The organism is Streptomyces tubbatahanensis, assembly GCF_022699385.1.
GTDB classification, from domain to species: domain Bacteria; phylum Actinomycetota; class Actinomycetes; order Streptomycetales; family Streptomycetaceae; genus Streptomyces; species Streptomyces diacarni.
On record NZ_CP093846.1, the window covers coordinates 6,566,041 to 6,585,792 of the forward strand.

Sequence of the window (19,752 nt, forward strand, 5' to 3'; positions counted from 1 at the left end):
GTTGTGTGGGGCCGCGCCGTCGTGCGGGATCCGACATCCCACGTCGGTCTGCCGCTGTGCGGGACGGGACACCCGATGGCGGCCCGCCGCACGGCGGCGGTGTGGGGCCGCGCCGCCCGGTGGCGGCCGGCCACGCGGTGGCGGGGCCCCGTCGCGGAGGGGCGCGGCACCGCCCCGTGAGCGGGCCCCCGCGAACGGGCCCGCTCAGGCGTCCGTGACCGCCTGGACCGGCATCATGTCGCCGCTGAGCACCAGCAGTCCGCGGCCCGCCACGCCGGAGGCCGCCGCACGGGGCAGCCGGATGTTGAAGAGTTCGCCCTCCGCGTTGTTCTGCGGCGACAGCAGCAGCCCGCTGCGCGCCCGCCGCGCTTCCTTGACGAAGCCCCGGTACTGCGAGGTCAGTGAGTCCGTCGTGCCGGCGGCCACGAGCCCGTGTCCGCCGTCGACGCCGCCGCGCACGACCGTCTCCAGGACGGCGTCCACGGGCGTGTCGAACACCAGCTCGGCGTCGTCGACGAGTACCGCGTACCGCCCGCGCTCCCGAGCCCGGACCAGCAGTTCCTGCAACTGCGCCGACTCCGCCATCTCCCGTACCCCGCCGACCACACCGGGTTCGCCCTCCAGGTCGCGCAGCGGAGAGCGTTTCGGGGTGACGAGAACGAGGGGCACCCCGGCGCGCAGCAGCGAGCGGGCCGCCGCGCACACCGACGTCGAACGCCCCGACTTGGGCGGTCCCGCGATGACGAAGCCGGGGCCGTGCTGTGCCAGGTCGGCTCCGACCGGAGCGAGTTCGTCCCCGCCGACGCCCACCAGGGCCCACAGCCCGCCCGGCAGTCCGGACTCCGCCGCCAGTGCCAGCGCCTCGGCCGTCGTGGCGCGGCCCGGGAGCGGGTCCACCCGCATCGGGCGGAGGGCGGGCGAGGGCCTGCCGTACGCGGCAACGGCCCGTTCGGCGATGTGGCGCACCGCGCCGACCTGGGCCTGCCCGGCGGGATCGGGATCCAGCAGCGCGATCTGGCTCTCCAGCACCCCGTCGTCACCCGGCCGCAGGGCGCGGCCGGGCGGCAGGTGTGAGGGAATGTCCCGCGGCGTCATTCCGGCCGTGGTGTAGTCGTTGGGGTCGGCGAGGCGCAGGATGAGCCGGTCGCCGAACGACGAGGAGACGGTGCCGGACAGGCCGCCGCGCCCCGCGGTCATCACGACGCGCAGCCCCACCGAGGGGCCTTCGCGGAAGAGCTGCGTCATGGCGTCGATGAGCTTGCCGTAGTCGTACGACTCGTAGGTGGCGGTGTAGCTCTCCCAGCCGTCCAGCAGCAGCACCATCCACGGCAGGCGCTCCTCGGGCGAGGCCGCCGCGGCCCGCTGCTCGGCGACGTCGGCCGCGCCCGCCTGCGCCAGCAGCTGCTGGCGGCGCACGATCTCCGCCTGGAGCCTGCCCAGCAGCCGGGTGAGCCGGTCGGCCTGGTCCCTGGTGACGATCGCTCCGCAGTGCGGCAGTACCGACAGCGGAACGAGCGCGTTGGAGCCGCAGTCCACGCCGTAGAGGTGGACGTCGGCGGGGGAGGAGACGGCGGCGAGGGCGGCGGCGACGGTGCGCAGCGCCGTCGACCGGCCCGAGCGCGGCCCGCCGACCAGCAGGAGGTGATCCCCGTCTACCAGGTCGAGCGTCAGCGGCGAGCGGTCCTGCCGTGCCGGTACGTCGGTGACGCCGAAGGCGACGGGCGGCACGTCGCCCTGGCGGCCGCCCGCCGGACGCGGCACGTCGGCGACCGTCACCAGGTCGGCCAGGGGTTCGAGCCAGGGACGGTAGGGCGGGGCGAACCGCATGGAGGCGGCGCTCTCGCCGATCGCGGCGACCAGCACCGCCAGGTCGGTCAGGGGGTCGTCGTCCTCCTGCCCGGGCGGCGCGGGGCGGGTCGGCAGTGGGTGCCCGAGACCGGCCCACTCCACCGGCACGGCCCACGGCTCTGCCGCGGTGGAGGCCTCCGTCTGCGGCCTGCGCCCGCCGACGCGTCCTGACTGGAACGGCAGGAGGGAGGAGGCGCTGAGCCGGACCAGGGCGCGCCCCGGTGTGGTGCGGGCGATGGTGGCCGAGTCCGGCGCTTCGATCACGTCCTGGCTCTCGGCGCTGTCGGTGGTCCGCAGGGCGATGCGCAGGTTGGTGTTGGCGCGGATCTCCGGGGAGACCACGCCGCTGGGCCGCTGCGTGGCCAGGATCAGGTGGACGCCCAGGGAACGGCCGCGCTGGGCGACGTTGACCAGACCGGTCACGAAGTCCGGCAGCTCCCTGGCCATCGAGGCGAACTCGTCGACGACGATGAGCAGCCGGGGGAGCGGGGCCAGTGAGGGGTCCCGGCGGGTCGCCAGTTCGTAGGCCTCGATGTCCTTGGCGTCGGCCGATTCCAGGATGCGTTCGCGGCGGCGCACCTCGGCGTTGAGCGAGACCAGTGCCCGTTCGACCAGGTGGGAGTCCAGGTCGGTCACCATGCCGACGGTGTGCGGCAGCTGCTCGCACCCCTTGAAGGCCGCACCGCCCTTGTAGTCGACGAGGACGAAGTTCATCGCGTCCGGCCTGTTGGCCACCGCCAAGGACGTCACGAGCGTCTGGAGCAGCTCCGACTTGCCCGATCCGGTGGTGCCCGCGACGAGCCCGTGCGGCCCGTCCCGCACCAGGTCGATGGTGAAGGGTCCGTCGAAGGAGACGCCGACCACCGCCGCGGTCGAGCGCCCGCCCACCGTCCAGCGTGCCGCGATGGCCTCGGCCGTCGGCGGCTCGAGTCCCAGCAGGTCCAGCAGCCGGCAGGCGTCCGGCAGCGCGCCCGCCTCCTTGTCGCTCACGTCGCGCACCGGTGCCAAGGCGCGGGCGACGGTCTCGCACCAGTCGGGCGGCACGCAGTCCGGGCGCACCGACTGCACAGGACGCTCCCCGAACTGCGAAACCTGCAACAGTCCGAAGTGGTCCTCCTCGATCAGGGCGCGGCACTCCTCGGGCAGCAACCGCCGGTCCGCGTCCAGGCACACCAGGTGGATCCCGCAGTACGGCCCCTCGGCCAGCAGCTGCTTGAGCCCCGGCAGGGACCGCAGCCGGCGGGAACCGTCGAGCACGACCAGGACACGCGGGCCGCGCCACCGGTGTTCGGTCCCCGACAACCCCTCGCCCATCGCCTCCTGGCGAGCTCCCAACACGCCCAGCAGCTCGCTGATCCGCTGGGCGACGCTCTCCACGTCCGTGCCCACCAGCGTCACCGCGCCGCGCCGCCGGCGGTCGTGCGCGTGCGGCAGCCAGCGCACCCACTCCCACGCCGCGCGGCCCGCGGGGTCCGTCAGCACGTAGACGCTCAGGTCCGCCGGGCTGTGCAGCACGGCGGCCTGGGCGACCAGCCAGCGTCCGAGGGCGCGGGGCAGCTCGCCGCGGCCCGCGACGCCGAGGATGCCGTGCGTGCGCAGCGCCACCGGGACGGGAACGTCGGTCAGCACGCGCGGCTCGGCACGCAGGTGTTCCTGCTGGTTGGGGTCGCTCACCTCCACCTCGGAGGGCAGCGCCCCCGTCCCGACGCGGAGCACCCCGAAGTCGTCGTCCTCCAGCCGCCGCTCCCACAGCCGCTGCCTGGGCCCCGTGGCGGTCAGATACAGCTCGGCCGGGTCCGGGCAGGCGAGCCGGCGCGCGGCGGTCTCCTGTGCCATCGCCTTGCGCGCCTGGTACTCGATCGAGACCTTCTGCTGCTCGTACTCGCGGCGCTTGCGGCGGTGCGAACTGCGGCCCTGCCTGCGGTCGTAGAAGTGGTTGGCCACCAGAGTGACCGGCGTCAGCACCGCCATGATCAGGTAGATGGCGCTGCCCAGCACCACCACCAGGGCGACGGCCGCCAGCATCGGTGCCAGCGCCACCGCCCACGGCATGGGCCGCGTCTCCGACTGCGTGGGCCTGGGCGGCAGCTGGAACTGCGTCGTGCGGGCCGACGGCTTGATCCGCGGCGGTCGGTTGTAGTCCAGCCCCGTGCCGTCCTGCGAGGGCTTGAGCGCGGTGTCGGGGAAGACCGGCTCGCTCAGTTCGAACAGCGAGTGGCCGGCGGCGACCGTGCCGCGACGGCGCCAGCCGGTGGGCCCCGCCACCTGGTTGCCGTCCATCGTCACACCGCTGCCGAACGCCGGGCTGACGGTCACCGTGCCGTCGAGTGCCACGTCGATCTCGAAGGCGGAGCTGGGCAGGGTGCTGTCGGCGAGGCGCACCCACGCCTCGGACCCGCTGCCGGCGACGGCGACGCCGGGGCCGAGCCGGTACACCCGCCCCGCGTCCGGGCCGCCCACGATCCGCACCTCGACCGTCCCCTGTCCCTGCGGCGGCGGGCACGCCCCGGGCGTGCCGAGGGAGACCGTCGCGCCGTCCCGCACGGGGGAGTCAGCCAGCGGCAGCGCGGGGTCGAGGAGACAGCCGCCCACGTGCAGCGCGGGGGGTGCGCCCCGGCCGCCCCCGTCCTCCGCGCCCACGTGTCGGGCGATCTCCCGCGCGACGGCCCCGACGGCGGCGTCGGGCTCCGCGTCCACCAGCAGGTCAGCGCGGTGCCCGCCCGCGGTGTCGACGGCGGTCAATCGCAGTTCCATAGGAGCCCCCCGCTCGCTGTGGGTGTCCGGTGCTCGGCCCTCGCGCGCTACTTCGCGCCGCCGTCCTTCGGTTTGTCCTGCTCGGCCTCGGTGATCAACCGTTGCTGCTCGGCCGGGTAGGAGTTGAAGAGGTAGTTCAGCGATCCCAAGCGGCCGTGGAAGTCACCGCCCCACTGGTCGGCGGTGGGGCCCACCCAGGTGTTCGTTCCCATCAAGTCGGTCACGCGCTTCATGGCGGCACGGACGGTGTCGACCGCGGTGTCGATCTTCCCCATGTCCTGCCGGCACAGATCGGCCTCGTGCTGTCCCATGGCTCCCCCTCGTCGGTCGTGTCAGCTGGTCGCGGCCCGGCTGAGGGCCACCGCGCGTCAGCCGGCGCTGTTGCCCCGGTCGAAAGCGGTCCTCATCCCGTCGTCGAAGCGGTCGAGCCGGCCGCCCTGCTGCCTGGCGACCTGCTGCCACCAGCTGTTGAAGTCCGTGAGATCTCCCGCCGTCTTGAGATTGATCTGCCCGTTCGCCCACTCGGGGTGCCCTTGCGGAGGTTCGATCTTCCCGCCGATGAGCAGGCCGCGCAGCAGCGGCAGCCGCATCGCCGACTGATCGTCGTAGAAGGTGATCTCAGCGCCTTCCTGGTATTTCTGAGCGTTGTCCGTCGAGAAGCTCTCCTTGATCGCCGGCAGGGCTCCCGCGATCGCCATCTGCACCCATTCGCCCTCGATCGGCAGTCCCGGTATGGCCGTGACGGCGCCTCCGAGGGAGTCCACCCACAGCACCGTCTTCTTGTTCGCCTCGTCCTTCAGCTTCTCCGCGTCCAGACCGACGTGGTGCGCTGCCGTGGTCACTCCGCCCTGGAGCTCCGCCAGATTCTCCAGGTAGGTCTGGGCTTCGGGGCTGTCCATGCCGCGTGCGGCCGTCAGGGAGATCTGCGCGTTGACGGCGTTGACCACGTTCCCCGCGTCGTCCTTGTTCTGCATGATCATGCTGAGGAAGTTCGAGGCCGTCTGGTGGCCGACGATCAGCCTGCCCGCGTTGTCCGTGCCGGTCGCGGCGGCCGCGGGCTGGTCCTTCCCCATGCCGTGCGACGCGGCGAAGTCGGGCACGTAGGCCGCGAACACCTGCGCGAGAGCGCGGGTGATACCGGCGGGGACCGGATACTGCGACGTGTCGTACGCGCTCTTGTTCTTCTCCTCGCCGTACTCGGCCGCGCCCGCGTTGATGATGTTGGCCGCGGCCTGGGCCGATTCCGTCGGATGCCCCGTGCGGTCCGTGGTCGCCGCCGTGATGACAGCCGCGGGCCACTGGGCGTCGTTGAACGACTGCGAGCCCGGCGTGTGCCACTTGTCGTCGACCAGCGCCTTGGCGTGCTTGGCACCGTCCGGACCGGTGAGCAACTGCCGTGAGGCGGCGGCGTTCTCGCTGACACGCTGCATGAGGACGAGCGACGGGTCGTTCGCGGCGATGCCCCGGATACGGGCGGCCGCGTCGTCGGCCCCGACCGAGATGTAGGAGACGTTCAGCCCCAGGTTCTCGTACCACGGGTGGTCGGACTCGACGTAGCCTCCCGGCACGTAACCGCCGATGGTCATGCTCGGCGGCGAGTAACCGGGCCGCATCTGCTGCTGGGACCGCCAGTCCAGCATCGCGCCACCGACAGCCGAGAGCACCTTGGCGTCCCACTTGTCGCCCTTCGGGCCGTACTTGAAGAGCATGCTGACGGACCACATGTCGCCGTCCTTGGGCTTCGTCAGCTTCTCCAGGTACTGGGGCGTCAGCTGGATCTTCCCCTGCCCGGCGAGGCTGGTGGCCGTCTGCACGGCCTGCCCGAAACGCCTGAGGATCTGCTCCGATTCCGCGGACAGCACCGTTTGCCCGTGCGTGCCGTCCTGGGAGTGCAGGAAGCGCGCCGCGCGGGCCGCCGCGTCCAGCCCGCCGGGCGTTCATGAAGGCCTGGAGGTAGGCGGGATCATTGGCGTGGTCGGCCAGCGACTGGGAGAGCATGCGCACAGCCGTGCGCGACTGCGGGGAGTCGGGGCTGTTGAGCGCCGCCAGCAGGGTCTGTGCGTCCAGTCCCCCCTGCTTCCCCGGATCGATCTTGCTGATGTCCCACGGGATGTTGACCCAGCTGTGGGGGAGAGGGCCGTTCTCGTCCAGGGGTTGTGGGAGCAGCGTGAAGGCCCAGTCGGCGCGCAGAGCCATCTTCCGTGCGTCGTCGCCGACCTGAGCGGTCTGCTGCGTCAGAACGGACTGGCCGACCGTCCCCTCCCACTTCGCGAACAGGTCGCGGATCGTCTTGCCCTGCTGCTCCAGCGTGTCCGCCAAACCCTTGAGCGCGTTGGCCAACTCGCGCAGCCGATACGGGTCGACACCCGTGAACTCACCCATGCCGCTCGCTCCTCCCCCGACAGCGGTTGCGAACCGTGCGCCGCCGCAGCTCACTTGGCCGACCGCGTCGGCGTCCCTCCCCGTCGCGCCCCGCATCACGAAGGACGCTCGGCGCTCCTGTGGCGTTCCCGCTCACTCGCGCGACTCCCCTCGGTCGCACACCGCCTCCGCAGAGGCCAGCCCCACACTGCCGTCGGCGGTCTGCACCAGCGACGTCACCACGTAGCAGGAGCCGGGCTCGACCGGTGGGGAGGAGAAGACGACGGAGGGCTCGTCCGCGTTCGTGTTCTTGACCTTCACCGTCTTCCCGTCGGCGGACTGGGCCGTGATGGCGAAGCCGTAGACGGGCTGCGGCTTCTTCGGTTTGCTCCAGACGACCTGCACCTGCTTGCCGACCCGGGTGACCTTGACCTCCTGCGCCTGGAAGTCCGGGACCTGTCCCTTGGGCAGCGGGTGAGCCGACTTCGCCGGCTTCTCGGCGGGGCGGTCCTTCGCGCTGCCCGCCTCGCCACCCGCGTCCCGTACCAGGAACAGCGCCAGCGCGGCGCCGGCCACCAGCAGCAGGGCGCCGCACGCGGCGACGACCCTGTTGCGCGTCCTGCGCCGTCTGGCCAGGGCCTCGGCCGAGTCCGGGTCGTCGTCGACGACCGGCGGCGGTTCGGTCAGCGCGTCGTCGGCCGGATCCCAGCCGGGGAGCGGCACCTCGGGGTCGGCCTCCGGCTGGAGGTCGGGGACCTGGGCGGCACGGTCCACAGGGAGCAGCGACCGCAGCACCCGGTGCACCTCCGTCAGCGGCGGCCGCCCCTCCGCGTGCGGGGCCGTCATCCGGTGCAACAGCGCGAACAGCGGCTCGGGCACGTCGCCCCGGTGCGGCCGGGGCAGCCCGCCCGCCAGCATGGCCTCGTAGGCGGCGGGCCCGCCCTCCCGTACGGCGCCCGCACGCGGCGGCTCGCCCGCCAGCAGCGCGTACAGCGTCGTCCCCAGCGCGTACACGTCCGCGGCCGGTCCTGGCGCCTCCCAGCCGAACAGCTCCCTGGGCGCGTAGGCCGGGTCCGCGTCAGCGCCCGCCGAGGGCACGGCACGCTGTACCACCCGGCCCAACCCGTGCCCGGTGAGCAGCGCCTCACCCGCCGCGCCGTACAGGACGCGGGACGGGCGCACCTCCAGGTGCAGCACCCCGCGCCGGTGCGAGGAGTGCAGCGCGAGCGCCAGCCGTACGCCGACGACCAGCACGTCCTCGACCGGGTAAGGGCCGCGAGCGGTCAGCCTGTCCTGTGCCGAACCTCCCGGGCAGTGTTCCGTCACCACGTACAACTGCCCCGCGTGCGTGCACCCGGCGTCCCGCACCGTGACCGCGCAGGGGTGCCCGGCCGCGGCGCCTGCCGCGAGGAGTTCGGAGTGCGCGGCCAGCCGGCGCGCCGGATCCTCCAGCACCGGCGGCAGCACCCGCACGGCCACCTCCCTGCCGCTTTCGGCCTCCCGGCACAGCACGACCGTGCTGCGTGGGCCCGTGTGCAGCACACGCTGGGCCTGATACCCCCCGGGCAGCGCGGGAAGCGGTCCGGCAGCGGGAGGCGCCTTGGGAGGGCCCCAGTTCGGAACGGTGTTCACTGGCGCACTCCTGACCTGCCGGCGCGGACGGACGCTCCGGAGCCGTCAGCGCGGACGGATGCTCCCGAACCGTCCGTGCGGACGGGCACTTTCGGGCGGCCCGTGCGTACGGGTGCCCCCGCGCGGCTGTGACGTCTCATCGTTGACCAGCGCAGCGCCCGTCTGACCCGCTCGCGTCGCGGCACCGTACGCGTGACGACCTCCTCGATCGCGTCGCAGTGCCGCCAGGCGGCGTCCGCGGCGGCCTCGTCGGGCACCCGGCCCCCGTAGTCGACCTCGTTGACCAGCCGCGCCAATGCGGGCAGCTGTTCACTGCCGCGCCCGCCGATCCACTCAAGGCCGAACGCCGCCACCTCGGTCGCGGTGTGCGCGGAAGTGGCGGGCAGACCGATCTCGGTGAGCCGGTCGACGATCTGCTGCCAGGCACCGAGCACCCGCTGCCCCGGATCGCGGGCGCCACGCCGCCGTCTGCGGGTCCGGTACGGTGCCCAGACCGCGTAGCCGCTCCAGGCGAGGACCAGCGCCGGCCCCGCTGACAGCACGTAGGCCCACACGGGCAGTCCGCCGCCTCCGGAAGGCGCCGCCCTCCCGTTCTTCCCACCGTCGTCGTCCGGCTGCTGGGGCGGCACGGACGGGCGCTGCTGCTCCGCGATGTCGCGGTCGGCCTTCTCGCGCTCCTCGGGCTGTCCGGCGGGCGGCACCGAAGCGCCCTCCTCGGAGGCCTGACCCGGGGTCGGGTAGAACGGCACCCAGCCGACCCCCGCGAAGCGCACTTCCGGCCAGGCCAGCGCGTCCTGCCCGGTCACCTGCCTGGCGCCCTTCCCACTCGCGCCGGGCCCCTCGCCACCCTCCGCGCGGAAGCCGACCGCGACCCGCGTCGGCAGCCCCAGCGTCCGCCCCATGACGGCGAAGGACGCCGCGAACTGCTCCGAGGTGCCGCGTTTGCCCGTGGTGAGGAAGAACTCCAGGTTCCGATAGGCGTGCCCCGGCACCGCCTTGGGGTCGAAGGCGTAGTGCTCGCGCAGCCAGCCGGCCAGTTTGTACGCCTGCTGGTACGGGTAACTGCTGCCCGCTGTGGCTGTCGCCGCCAGCCGGCGGAACGTCTCGACGGCCTTGATCGGCTCACCCGCCTGGTCGGTACGGGGCAGGGACTTGTACCGGGCGCCCTTCGGCACGGCCGCGTACTGCAACCGCTTCGGGTCGTACACCGGCGCCTGGGAGACAGCGGTGTAGGACAGGCCGCGGTTGCCGCGCGTGCCGGTGGTGCCGCCCTTACCGGCGGCCACCACGCCGCTGTCCGGATCCACGGCGAGCCGTCCGGCCTCGGCCTCGTCCGCATCGCGCTCGCCTGTGGCGCCGGTGAGCGTCACCGACGAGGGGCGGTCGGCGGCCGGCAGCCAGATGCCGGGCAGGTTCTGCACGGTGACCCGCTGCTCGACCCGCTCGCGGCGCCCGGGCTCGGCTCCCCGCTGCTCGGGCACCCTGCCGCCCGAGCGGGCCAGGTGGGCGCCGGATGTCCACTTCACTCCGTCGTAGCGGTCCAGCACGGCGAGCCGCCAGTTGCGGTCCGCCGTCGTCCGTGCTGTGAACAACCGCGACTCGGGGTGTTGCAGCCAGGCGGCCACCTGGTCCAGCGGGCTGGTGGACTGCGGATGGACGGTGGGCGCCCGCACTTCCTGGCGCAGGTCCCAGGGTTCGCGCCCGGCAAGCCCCGGGAGCCGCGGGCCGAGCAGCGCGGCGGCCAGCGCCAGCACCGCCACCACGGGCAGACCGGCGCTCAGCAGCCGTACGGTGCCGCGCCCGGCCGCCCGCGACCGCAGGACCACCGCCAGGGCCGCGCACGCCACCAGGCCCGCGGCGACCGGCGTGTTGGAGCCCGGGCCCGCCACGCCCAGCACCAGCGGGAAGCCGAAGGCCAGCACGGGCGGCAGCGCGGGCAGCAGCGGACCCCGGGTGCGCAGCGCCAGTTCCGTGGCGGCGAGCGACGCCAGCCACACCACCGCGTGCGGCAGCACGAGGAAGTCGGCGCCCGAGGGTGCGGGCAGGATCGTCGTGAGGACCGCGTGCGGCGAGTCCAGCAGCGCCGCCCACACTGTCGCCACCGTCCCGCTCGTCGGCAGCCCGACGGACGCGTCGCCGCGGAAGAGCGTCGCGCACACCACCACCAGCCACACCACGAGGTTCAGCACCAGCGAAGGCCACAGCGGCGCCACCCGTCCCTTGCGGCGCTGCCCCGCGTACAGGCCGGCCGCCACCGCCATGGGGACCGGCACGGCCACCGCCAGCACCGGCAGCAGCGGGCCCACGGCGAAGACCCGGTGGAAGCCGAGTCCCGCGCAGACCAGCATCCCGGCGACGGGCAGCAGCGACCATGCGCGGCGTGCCGGAGAGAGCCGGTGCCGCGCGCCGGCGCCCCCCTCACCTCCCCCTTCCTTCGCCGGCGACCGAGGCTGCGGCGGGACGCCGGGAGCAGCCGCGGTGGCCGGGTCGGGCGCGGCCGGGCGTGGCGGCGCCCAGGACGGGCCGTCGTGGGCCGCCGACCGCGCGCCGGGGGTGGCGAACCGCGGCGTCGAGGCGGGACTCATCGCACCGCCTCCCGACGCCAGGCGGCCAGCAGGGAGTCCAGCCCTGTCACCCGCAGCTGAGGGACGTCGCTGCCGAGGCTGCGCGGTTCCGCTTGGGCTCCGCCCGTCTCTGCGCCCGCACGCAGCACCACCGTCCGGTCGAAGCGGCGGCGCACCCGCTCCAGCGCCCCGAGCCCGGTCGTGTCACCCGTCCCGGTGATGACGACGAGGGAGCCGCGGCGACGAGCCCGCTCCAGGTCGTCGAACGCCCCGGCTGCCGAGGCGCGTGCGCTGAGACGCACCAGAGCGAGCCGGTCCAGCAGCGCGTCGGCGTCGCCGCCGCCCGCCCCGTCCGTACGCAGGACAGGGCCGGTCTCGCCGAGCACGTCCACGGGGAAGTTGGACCGCGCCGCGGCGAACGCCACGGACGCGGCGCAGTCCACCGCCAGTTCGAAGTCCTCCTCGGCTGTGTAGGCCACCGCGCGCGTGTCCAGCACCACGGTGGTGTGCGGCAGCGAGACGTCGACCAGCTGTTTGACCATCAGCGTCCCGGTGCGGGCGGAGGAGCGCCAGTGCACCCTGCGCAGATCGTCCCCCAGCACGTACTCGCGCAGGGCGTGAAAGGTCAACGACCCCTCGTCCGCGGTGTCCGACGTCGGCCCCTCCACGTGGTGTGCCGTCCCCGACGGCAGGACAGGCAGCAGACACACCCGGGGCCGCACCAACAGCGTGTCCGTGCCACCCTCGCGCGGACCGAACACCCGCACCCGGCGGGAGAGACCCAGCGGGTCCGTACGCTCCAGCCGCAGCGGCCCCAGCGCGATGCGACCGCGCCGCTCGGTCGGCAGCGGGTAGCGCACGGTGTGCTCCGCCCCGGCGGCGAGCGCCGGCACGTGCAACGTCAGCGGCGACGCGCCGCACCGGTCGGTCAGATCGAGCCCCCGCCGGCTGCGGCCCCCGGTGTTGGTCAGGGCGACGAAACCCTCCGCCCCGTCGCCCCGCGCCACCTTGCGCGGCGTGACCCGGCGGCGCGCCGACAGCCGCGGTGAGCGCCCCGTCCACACCAAGGCCACGCCCACAGCCAGCAGACAGGCCAGCCCGAGGACCGCCGCCTCCGGATAACCGAACCCGTACCCGGCCCCCAGGAGTGCCGCTCCGCCGACCAGTGCCCCCCACCCCGTCGGCGACAGCATCAGAGAGGGGCTCCCGCCTGCGGAACCGGAACCGTGGCCAGCGCCTCCGCGATGACGTCGGCCCCACCGCGGCCGCTCAGCTCGGCCTCGGGGGTCAGGATGAGCCGGTGGGCCAGCACGGGATCCGCCAGCGCCTTCACGTCCTCGGGCAGCGCGTACGTACGCCCCTGCGAGGCGGCCCGCACCCGCACGGCGCGCAGCAGCGCCACGGAGCCGCGCGGGCTCGCGCCGAGCCTCACCTCGGGCAGCTCACGGGTGGCCGCCACCACCCGCACAAGGTAGTCGTACAGCTGCGGCGCCACCTGGATCTGCCGGGCCACCTGGATGAACTCGGCGATGTGTGTGCCCGTCGCGATGGTCGGCAGGTGTTCGATGCCGGGCTGCCCGGACTGCGAGTCGGTGCCCGACAGGACGGCGACCTCGGAGGCGTGGTCCGGATAGCCGAGGGTGACCCGCATCAGGAACCGGTCCAACTGCGCTTCCGGCAGCGGATAGGTGCCGCCCATGTCCACCGAGTTCTGCGTCGCGATCACCATGAAGGGGCGCGGCACCGGATGGGTGCGGCCGTCCGCCGTGACCTGCCGCTCCTCCATGACCTCCAGCATCGCCGACTGCGTCTTGGGGGAGGCCCTGTTGACCTCGTCCCCGAGCACGATGTTGGCGAACACCGGGCCCGGCAGAAACTCGAACGCACCGGTGTTCTGACGGTAGATCGTCACTCCGGTGATGTCGGAGGGCAGCAGGTCGGGCGTGAACTGCACGCGGTGCCAACTGGCCTCCAGCGAGGCCGCCAGACAGCGCGCCAGCGTCGTCTTGCCGGTGCCGGGCACGTCCTCGATCAGCAGATGCCCCTCGGAGAACAGGCACACCAGTGCCAACTCGACGGTGTCGCGCTTGCCTTTGACGACGCGTTCGACGTTGTCCCCCAGGGCGTGGAAGCACTGGGCGAGCAGCGAGACGGACTCGCGCGACGCGGACGGGGCAGCGGGGTGCTGCGGTTCTAGTCGCACTGCCAGACCTCCGGAGAGAACGTGCCTGCCTGGTGTTTGCTGGTGGCCACCCACAGGTCGCTGACGTAGCCGGTCTTGCCCTCCCACTCGATGCGGTCCCACACGTCGCTCTTCCAGCCGTAGGTGTCGTGCACCTCGGCGGTCCCCCTGACCTGGCAGATGAACTTCAGCGTGGGGGTCTGTCCGGCCGGCACGAAGCCGAGCCGCGTGCCTTCCTTGGTGCTCGGCTTGGTGCGGATACCGACTTCCTCACCGTCGTCGGCGTTGTCGGTGATCTTGATGTTCTTCGGGTTGGACAGATCCACCGCCACGGCCGTGCTCCCTCCAGAGCCCGCCGCGTTGGCCGCGGCCACGGTCAGGTTGTAGGTGCGGTTGTTCGCCAGCCCGGTCAGCTGCGCCTTCGTCGCGGTCGTGGTCTGTGGCCCCTTGCCGCCGGTGACCGTGTACTTGGTGCCGCCGTCGGCGTTGGCGGGCGCCTGCCACGTCAGATTGATCCCCCTGCCGCCCTCCGGGAAGTCGTATGCGACCTTCTGCGGGGCGGCAGGCGCCACGCACGGCCGGGTGGGCACGGTGCGGCCCGACTCCGCCGTCTGCCCGCCCGCGAACGCGGCCTCCACCGAGAAGCTGTACTGCTGGGCGCAGGAGCCGCCTTTCACCTCGAAGGTGAACGGCCCGTTGGGGCCCACCTTCTCCGGCTTCACCTCGGCGCCCGCCGGCGCCCCCTTGAGCCGGTATCCGGTCGGCTTCACCCCGGGCGACGGGGCGAAGGAGATCCGGATGACGCCGGCGCCTGACTGTGCCTGCGGGGTACCGGGCGGCCGCGCCTCGGGCTTCTCCTCGCCCTTGTCGGGCTGCTCGGGTTTCCGCGGCCGCTCCGGCTCCTTGCGTCCGGGTTCCTTCGGCTCACCGCCGCGCTCCGGCTTCCGCGCGGGCGTGTCGGGGCCGGACGGTGTCTCGTCCCGGCCCGGGTTCGAGGGGCCCTCCGGCACGGCGTCAGGCGCGTCCCGGCCGGGTGCCGGGTCATGTTTGCCGTCATCACCCGAAGGAGCGTCCTCGCGCGGCTTACGGCCCGAGGGGACATCCGTGTCGTATTTGTGGACGCGGTTGACGTGCCCCGAGGAATTGATCACCACGGCGGTCTCGTTGTCCTCGTCGTTGACCCACAGCAGGCCGTCGCGCACGAACAGACTCAGCTTTCCGCGCTTGCCGGTCACCTTCACCGGCTCGGTGATCGCGGCCGCCTCGGTGTCGTACACCTTCAGCGTGCCGTTGGAGTGGTCCGGTACGTACACCTTCGAACCGAGCACCTGGGGAGTGCCGTACTCGTGGCTGCCCGCGCCCAGGGAGGCGTTCAACAGCGAGCCCGTACGGGTGTTGACCAGCGTCATGCGGCCCGACTCCCGGGCCAGCACCGGCACCACGTCACCGGCGGTCGAGGACGGGACCACCACCGTCCCCGCCGGTGCCTTGGTGATGCCGGACGGCAGCTTGAAACGCAGCCCGACCCCCGTGCGCTTCAGCACCGACACCGTGCCGCCGCTGGTGTCGGTGACGACCGGGCGGCCGTCGGCCAGGGTCATCACCAGAGTGGACGCCTTGCCCCTCTTGGCGCCCACCTTGATGGCGTCCCCCTCCTTGCCGCGCGGGAACGGCACGACCGTGCCCTTGCCCGGCACCGGAACCCACAGCGTGCCCTCGGGGTCGGCGACCGCCTTGCCCAGCGGACCCGCGCCCAGATCCATCGGAGCGCCCAGCGGCGTCGTGCGTACCGGATCGATGCGCTGCACCCGCGCCTTGACCGGGTCGACGAGGTACGCGTACGAGCCCCCCGACACCAGCTGAAGCCCCGCGCCGTAGCGCGAGGACTGCTCGGCGGTCAGCTGCGAGGCGTCGATCCGCACCAGCTTCCCCGTCTTCTCGTCCAGCACCAGCACCGTCTTGCCGTCCTGCGAGATGGAGACCGGGTGGTCACCCATGCCGGGCAGCTTCACCTTGCCGTCCACATCACCGGTCAACCCGTTGGCGTGCGCGGCCTCGCCCGTACGCGAACTGGTCAGCCAGGCACCGATGTCGGAGAGATCGGGCACCGCGCCCGCCTTGCCCGAACCGACCACGACGGACGTGCCCACGAGCGCGCCCACCGAACACAGCGCGATGTACCCTGTCGCCCGGCGGCGACTCGGGCGTACTGCCGCCCACGTGGACGCCAGCAGGGCCGCCAGGCGAGCCCTGAACGCCGCAGGACCCCGCGGACGGCGTTCCCCCTCGCCGCCGCCGTCGTCGACCAGCCGCCGCGGACGCAACCCCGGCGTCCGGCTTTCTTCGGAGCTCCCCCGAGTCTCCGGCATCCCCGTCCCCTCCCCGTCCCGTCCACGCACCACGTCACCCGCGATGCGCTGCCTTCGAAGGTTAACCAACCAACCCTCGAGCCGGTCACCGCCGAACGCGGGGCTGTGACAGGAGTATGACGTCCGGTACCGACACCGGACCCCGCCGTCACCGGACCGCTCGCGCTCCGGCCGCGGGAAGCGCACGCAGCGCCGCCTCCCGCGCCCGCGTCCCCGTTGCTGACAGGATGGCCCCGATGAGTCGCCCACTCCTCTACCTGGACGTCGACGGCCCGCTCAATCCCTGGGCCGCGAACCCCGAGCGGCGGCCCGCCGGGTACACGACGCACCGGATGAAACCGGACAACTGGATCGCCCTGCACGCCGGTGCGCCGCCGGACGCCGTACCAACGCTGCGGGTGTTGCTCAAGCCCGCACACGGCCCCCGGCTCCTCGAACTGAGCGGCCTGTACCACCTGGTGTGGGCCACCACATGGGGCGAGGACGCCAACGAGCACATCGCGCCCGTCCTCGGGCTTCCGCACCTGCCGGTCGTGGCGTGGCCCGCGCTCTTCGGCGCGGGCGAGGAGGGAACCTACTGGAAGACGAGCCACCTGATCGGCCACGCCGCCGGGCGGCCCTTCGCCTGGGTGGACGACGAGGTCGGCGAGGCGGACCGCGCTTTCGTGGCCAGACAGCACGACGCCCCGGCACTGCTGCGCCACGTCGACCCCCGGGTCGGCCTGAGGGAGGAGGACTTCACCGCACTCGACGCCTTCGCGCGTGCGCTGGGCCCCGACCACACCGGGTGAGACCCGCACTGCGATCATGCCGACATGGGCCCGAACGACAGTCCTCCTCCCGCGCGCCGGCGCGAGCCCGCCGTCATCGAGACGGAACGCTTGCTGCTGCGACCGCTCACCCGCGACGACGTGGACCGCATGGTCACCCTGCACGCCGACCCCGAAGTGACCCGGTTCGTACCGACGTTCACCCGCGCACAGGCGTACGCGCGGCTGGCCGAGATCGAGCGCCAATGGGCGGAGCACGGGCACGGGCTGTGCGCCGTCGAACTCAAGGAGACCGGGGAGTTCATCGGGCGCTGCGGCCTCAACCACTGGGACGTCTTCGACGAGGTCGAGGCAGGCTGGACCTTCCGGCGCTCCTCCTGGGGCCACGGCTTCGCCACCGAAGCCGCACGGGCCTGCGTCGAGTGGGGATTCCGGCGGCTGGACGCGCCCTACTTCACCGCGATGATCCACCCGGCCAACACGCCCTCGGCGAGGGTCGCGCAGCGGCTCGGATTCACCCCACTGCGCGAGGACCACTTCCTCGGCCACGACGTCCTCGTCCACGCCCTGTACCGCCCCGGCCACGAGAAGAGGTGACGCGGGCGCCATGGCGGACGGGGGAAAGGACGGGGCGGGGAGCGGCAGGGAGCGCGGCGCCGCACGTGGCGGAAAACAGCCGCTGTTGAGACTGTCAGGCGTCGGCCGCCGCTTCGGCGAGCGGCAGGCCCTCCACCCCCTCGACCTGGACGTGTCGGCGGGCACCTGCACGGCGCTGTTCGGACACAACGGATCGGGCAAGTCGACACTGCTGCGTCTGGCCTGCGGCAGGGACAAACCCACGGTGGGCACGGCACTGTTCGAGGGCAGACCCGTCGACGAGGACGACCCGCAGGTACGGGCGCGCGTGGCCGTCGCCGGTGACACCGTGGCGTTCTACCCGGACCTGACCGTCCGCGAGCACCTCGAACTCATCACCGTGGCCCACGACGTGGCCGACGCGGACGGCTGGATCGACCAGGTGCTGGCGGACCGCAGGCTGAGCGGACACGCTCACCAGCTCCCCTCCGCCCTCTCCTCGGGCCAGACCCAGGCGCTCCAGCTGGCCGCGGCCCTCGTCCGCCCGCGCGACCTCCTCGTCCTCGACGAGCCCGAACAGCGACTCGACCCGGCGGCCCGCGTCCGGCTCGCCCAACTCCTGCGCGGTGAGAAGGCCGACGGGGTCGCGCTGCTGCTCGCCACCCACCAGGCGGAACTCGTCCACGCGGTGGCCGATCACGTCGTCGTCCTGGAGGACGGCCGCGTCCGCGCGGAAGGGCCCCCGGACGTGCTGCACGAGTGGGACGGTGGGACGTGAGCGGGTCTGCTGACCGGTCCGCCGGCCGACCCGCCGAGAAGTCCCGCGGGGAGGGCGGGGTGGATGGCGAGACCGGGGAGGACGGCAACGACTCCGTACCCGCGCCGGTCGCGGCCCCGGACGACGCGGGTCCGTGCGACGGGGCCGACGCCGACGACGACCAGGCCGACGCCGACGCCGCCTGGAGCCCGGAGTACGACCGCACCCGCGAGACGCTCAGGTGGCTGCGCGACAAGCGGCGGGCCCACCGCGGCCAACGCAACCGCGACCTCGCCGTCACCGCGTACGGCCTCCTGCTGCTGGGTGTCGGCTACGGAAGCACTCTGGGCTATCGCTTCGCGCAACGCCTCGGGCACCTCGCCGCGGACGACCACACCTCCGAGGCGACAGGTCGCGCCCTGTCGGCCGTTCTGGTACTGCTGGCGTGCGGCCTGGCGGTGCTCGCAGCCCGGGACGCGCTGTGGCGCGGGCCCGTCCTGGTGCCCCGCCCCGACCTGTCCTGGCCGCTGGCGCAACCGGTGCGGCGGGACCGGCTGCTGCGGCCTGCCTTCCGCCTGACGACGGCCCTGATGACGGTCGGCGGGGTGCTGTGCGCGGTGGGCGGGGCGGTACTGCTGCGGCTGACGGGGACGACCGCGCTGGGCCCCGCACTGGCGCTGTGCATGCCCGCAGGCGTGTGCCTGCCGCTGTTGGCAGCCGCGCTGGCGCTGCAGGTCGAACGCCGCCTGAGCTGGGCGCGACGGGTCCGTACGCTGACGCCCTACGCGGTGCTGCTGCTGATCGCGCTCGCCGGGCAGGCGGCCTGGGCGGCGGCCTCGGGCGGGCCGGCGGGCGGGCAACGAGCCGTGTTGCGCGTACTGGAGACGGCCGAGCTGTGGTCCGGCCCCTGGGGCTGGGCGGTGCAGCCGATCCTGCACGCGTCGAGCGGGCACGTGCCGGGCTGGTCGATGGCCACCGCGCTGCTGGCGGTGGTCACCGCCGCCGCCGTGGTGCACGCCGACCGGACCGCCGGGACGATACCCACCCGGCGGTTGCGGGCCCGCGCCGCGACGGCGGCGACCGTGGCCTCCGTCCTGTGGTCCGTCGAACCGCGCGCCGCCAAGCTCGCGGTCGCCGAGGCGCTCGCCGACGGCGCTTCCGGCACCCGGCGGCGGCTGCCCGCGCCGCGCTCGCGCCGGCTCGTGGTCGCCTGGCGGGACGCCGTCGCGCTGCTGCGCGGACCCGGGCGCCTCGTCGGTGCCGCCCTGTGGATCGCCGCCGGCGCCGGCGCTGCGTCCGTCGCCGTCGCGTTGGAGGGGGCCGCACGCCTGGTCGTCCTGGCCGTGGCGCTGGCGCTCGGCTGGTTCGGGGTGGGCAGGCTGGCCGAGACCGCGCGCTTGGAGGCGGACGATCTGCGGCGCTCCTCGTGGTCCCCGTTCCGCTTCCGCGGTCTCATGTTCCAGCACGCGCTCGTGCCGGCGGCGCTCGGCGCGGTGCTCACCACACTCGCGGCTGTTCCGTTCGCCCTGTACGGCGGGGAGCGCGCCTTGCTGCTGATGCCGCTGTGCGCCCCGCCGTTCGCCGCCGCCGCGGTGCTGGCGGCGGTACGCGGTCCCGTGCGCACGGAGCTGATGTCACTGGGGCTGGTCACGCCCGCCGGGGACGCCAGCGCCTTCGTCTTCCTCTTCTGGTACGCGGCCCCCTTCCTGACGACCGTGACCGTGCTGACCGCCGGGCTGGGCACGAGCGGCGTCCTGGACCCCGGCGCGCCGGCCGAGGCCTTCCTGCGGCCGGTGATGACCGCGCTGACCCTCACGTCCGGACTGCTGTTCGCCACCGCGCGGCGAGTGAAGAAGCTGTTGCGCCCGGCAGTTTGAGAATGAGCGGCCCGCCGCTCGGACGTCCTGTGGAGGTGTGGCCGCACGCTGCCGAGGAGCCT

Annotated in this window: 12 protein-coding genes; 4 read left to right on the forward strand and 8 right to left on the reverse strand. The window is 73.5% G+C overall.

Going from position 1 to position 19,752, the window contains the following annotated elements:
- Positions 1-204: 204 nt before the first annotated feature.
- The 8 genes from MMF93_RS28145 to MMF93_RS28180 all read right to left on the reverse strand — a co-directional run bounded on the left by MMF93_RS28145 (position 205) and on the right by MMF93_RS28180 (position 15,491).
- The gene (locus MMF93_RS28145) at positions 205-4,602 is read right to left on the reverse strand and encodes an FtsK/SpoIIIE domain-containing protein (protein ID WP_242755853.1); all 4,398 of its coding nucleotides are present in this window, start codon (positions 4,600-4,602) and stop codon (positions 205-207) included.
- Positions 4,603-4,649: 47 nt separating this feature from the next.
- Complete coding sequence (locus MMF93_RS28150; protein ID WP_242755855.1) at positions 4,650-4,913, reverse strand: hypothetical protein; 264 nt, start codon at positions 4,911-4,913, stop codon at positions 4,650-4,652.
- 57 nt (positions 4,914-4,970) lie between these two features.
- Positions 4,971-6,464: a hypothetical protein gene (locus tag MMF93_RS28155; RefSeq protein ID WP_242755857.1), complete on the reverse strand. Its 1,494-nt coding sequence runs from the start codon at positions 6,462-6,464 to the stop codon at positions 4,971-4,973.
- A 652-nt stretch (positions 6,465-7,116) separates the two neighbouring features.
- Complete coding sequence (locus MMF93_RS28160; RefSeq protein WP_242755859.1) at positions 7,117-8,595, reverse strand: serine/threonine-protein kinase; 1,479 nt, start codon at positions 8,593-8,595, stop codon at positions 7,117-7,119.
- Positions 8,592-11,180, reverse strand: coding sequence for a transglutaminase TgpA family protein (locus MMF93_RS28165; RefSeq protein WP_242755861.1), 2,589 nt, complete (start codon positions 11,178-11,180; stop codon positions 8,592-8,594). The genes MMF93_RS28160 and MMF93_RS28165 overlap by 4 nt, the downstream gene beginning before the upstream one ends.
- Positions 11,177-12,352, reverse strand: coding sequence for a DUF58 domain-containing protein (locus MMF93_RS28170; RefSeq protein WP_242755863.1), 1,176 nt, complete (start codon positions 12,350-12,352; stop codon positions 11,177-11,179). Before MMF93_RS28170 ends, MMF93_RS28165 begins: the two co-directional genes overlap by 4 nt.
- A complete protein-coding gene (locus MMF93_RS28175) occupies positions 12,352-13,362 on the reverse strand; it encodes an AAA family ATPase (RefSeq protein ID WP_242755865.1) in 1,011 nt (336 codons plus the stop codon). Before MMF93_RS28175 ends, MMF93_RS28170 begins: the two co-directional genes overlap by 1 nt.
- Complete coding sequence (locus MMF93_RS28180; protein WP_242755867.1) at positions 13,353-15,491, reverse strand: fibronectin type III domain-containing protein; 2,139 nt, start codon at positions 15,489-15,491, stop codon at positions 13,353-13,355. Before MMF93_RS28180 ends, MMF93_RS28175 begins: the two co-directional genes overlap by 10 nt.
- Positions 15,492-15,946: 455 nt before the next feature.
- Between MMF93_RS28180 and MMF93_RS28185 the strand changes: the two genes are divergently transcribed.
- The 4 genes from MMF93_RS28185 to MMF93_RS28200 are packed head-to-tail and all read left to right on the forward strand — an operon-like array spanning position 15,947 to position 19,690.
- Positions 15,947-16,501, forward strand: coding sequence for an HAD domain-containing protein (locus MMF93_RS28185; RefSeq protein WP_242755869.1), 555 nt, complete (start codon positions 15,947-15,949; stop codon positions 16,499-16,501).
- A 24-nt stretch (positions 16,502-16,525) separates the two neighbouring features.
- Positions 16,526-17,077 (forward strand): GNAT family N-acetyltransferase, encoded by a 552-nt coding sequence (locus MMF93_RS28190; RefSeq protein ID WP_242755871.1) that lies wholly within the window; start codon positions 16,526-16,528, stop codon positions 17,075-17,077.
- Between the two features lie 10 nt (positions 17,078-17,087).
- The gene (locus MMF93_RS28195; protein ID WP_242755873.1) at positions 17,088-17,834 is read left to right on the forward strand and encodes an ABC transporter ATP-binding protein; all 747 of its coding nucleotides are present in this window, start codon (positions 17,088-17,090) and stop codon (positions 17,832-17,834) included.
- 59 nt (positions 17,835-17,893) lie between these two features.
- Positions 17,894-19,690 carry a hypothetical protein gene (locus MMF93_RS28200; protein WP_242755875.1) on the forward strand — a complete coding sequence of 599 codons (1,797 nt, stop codon included), beginning with the start codon at positions 17,894-17,896 and terminating at the stop codon, positions 19,688-19,690.
- Positions 19,691-19,752: the final 62 nt, after the last annotated feature.

Bases quoted from the DNA above. Each gene is read 5' to 3' on its own strand.
- MMF93_RS28170 (WP_242755863.1), bottom strand. From the start codon at position 12,352: ATGCTGTCGCCGACGGGGTGGGGGGCACTGGTCGGCGGAGCGGCACTC.
- MMF93_RS28195 (WP_242755873.1), top strand. From the start codon at position 17,088: ATGGCGGACGGGGGAAAGGACGGGGCGGGGAGCGGCAGGGAGCGCGGC.
- MMF93_RS28165 (WP_242755861.1), bottom strand. From the start codon at position 11,180: ATGAGTCCCGCCTCGACGCCGCGGTTCGCCACCCCCGGCGCGCGGTCG.
- MMF93_RS28145 (WP_242755853.1), bottom strand. From the start codon at position 4,602: ATGGAACTGCGATTGACCGCCGTCGACACCGCGGGCGGGCACCGCGCT.
- MMF93_RS28190 (WP_242755871.1), top strand. From the start codon at position 16,526: ATGGGCCCGAACGACAGTCCTCCTCCCGCGCGCCGGCGCGAGCCCGCC.
- MMF93_RS28150 (WP_242755855.1), bottom strand. From the start codon at position 4,913: ATGGGACAGCACGAGGCCGATCTGTGCCGGCAGGACATGGGGAAGATC.
- MMF93_RS28185 (WP_242755869.1), top strand. From the start codon at position 15,947: ATGAGTCGCCCACTCCTCTACCTGGACGTCGACGGCCCGCTCAATCCC.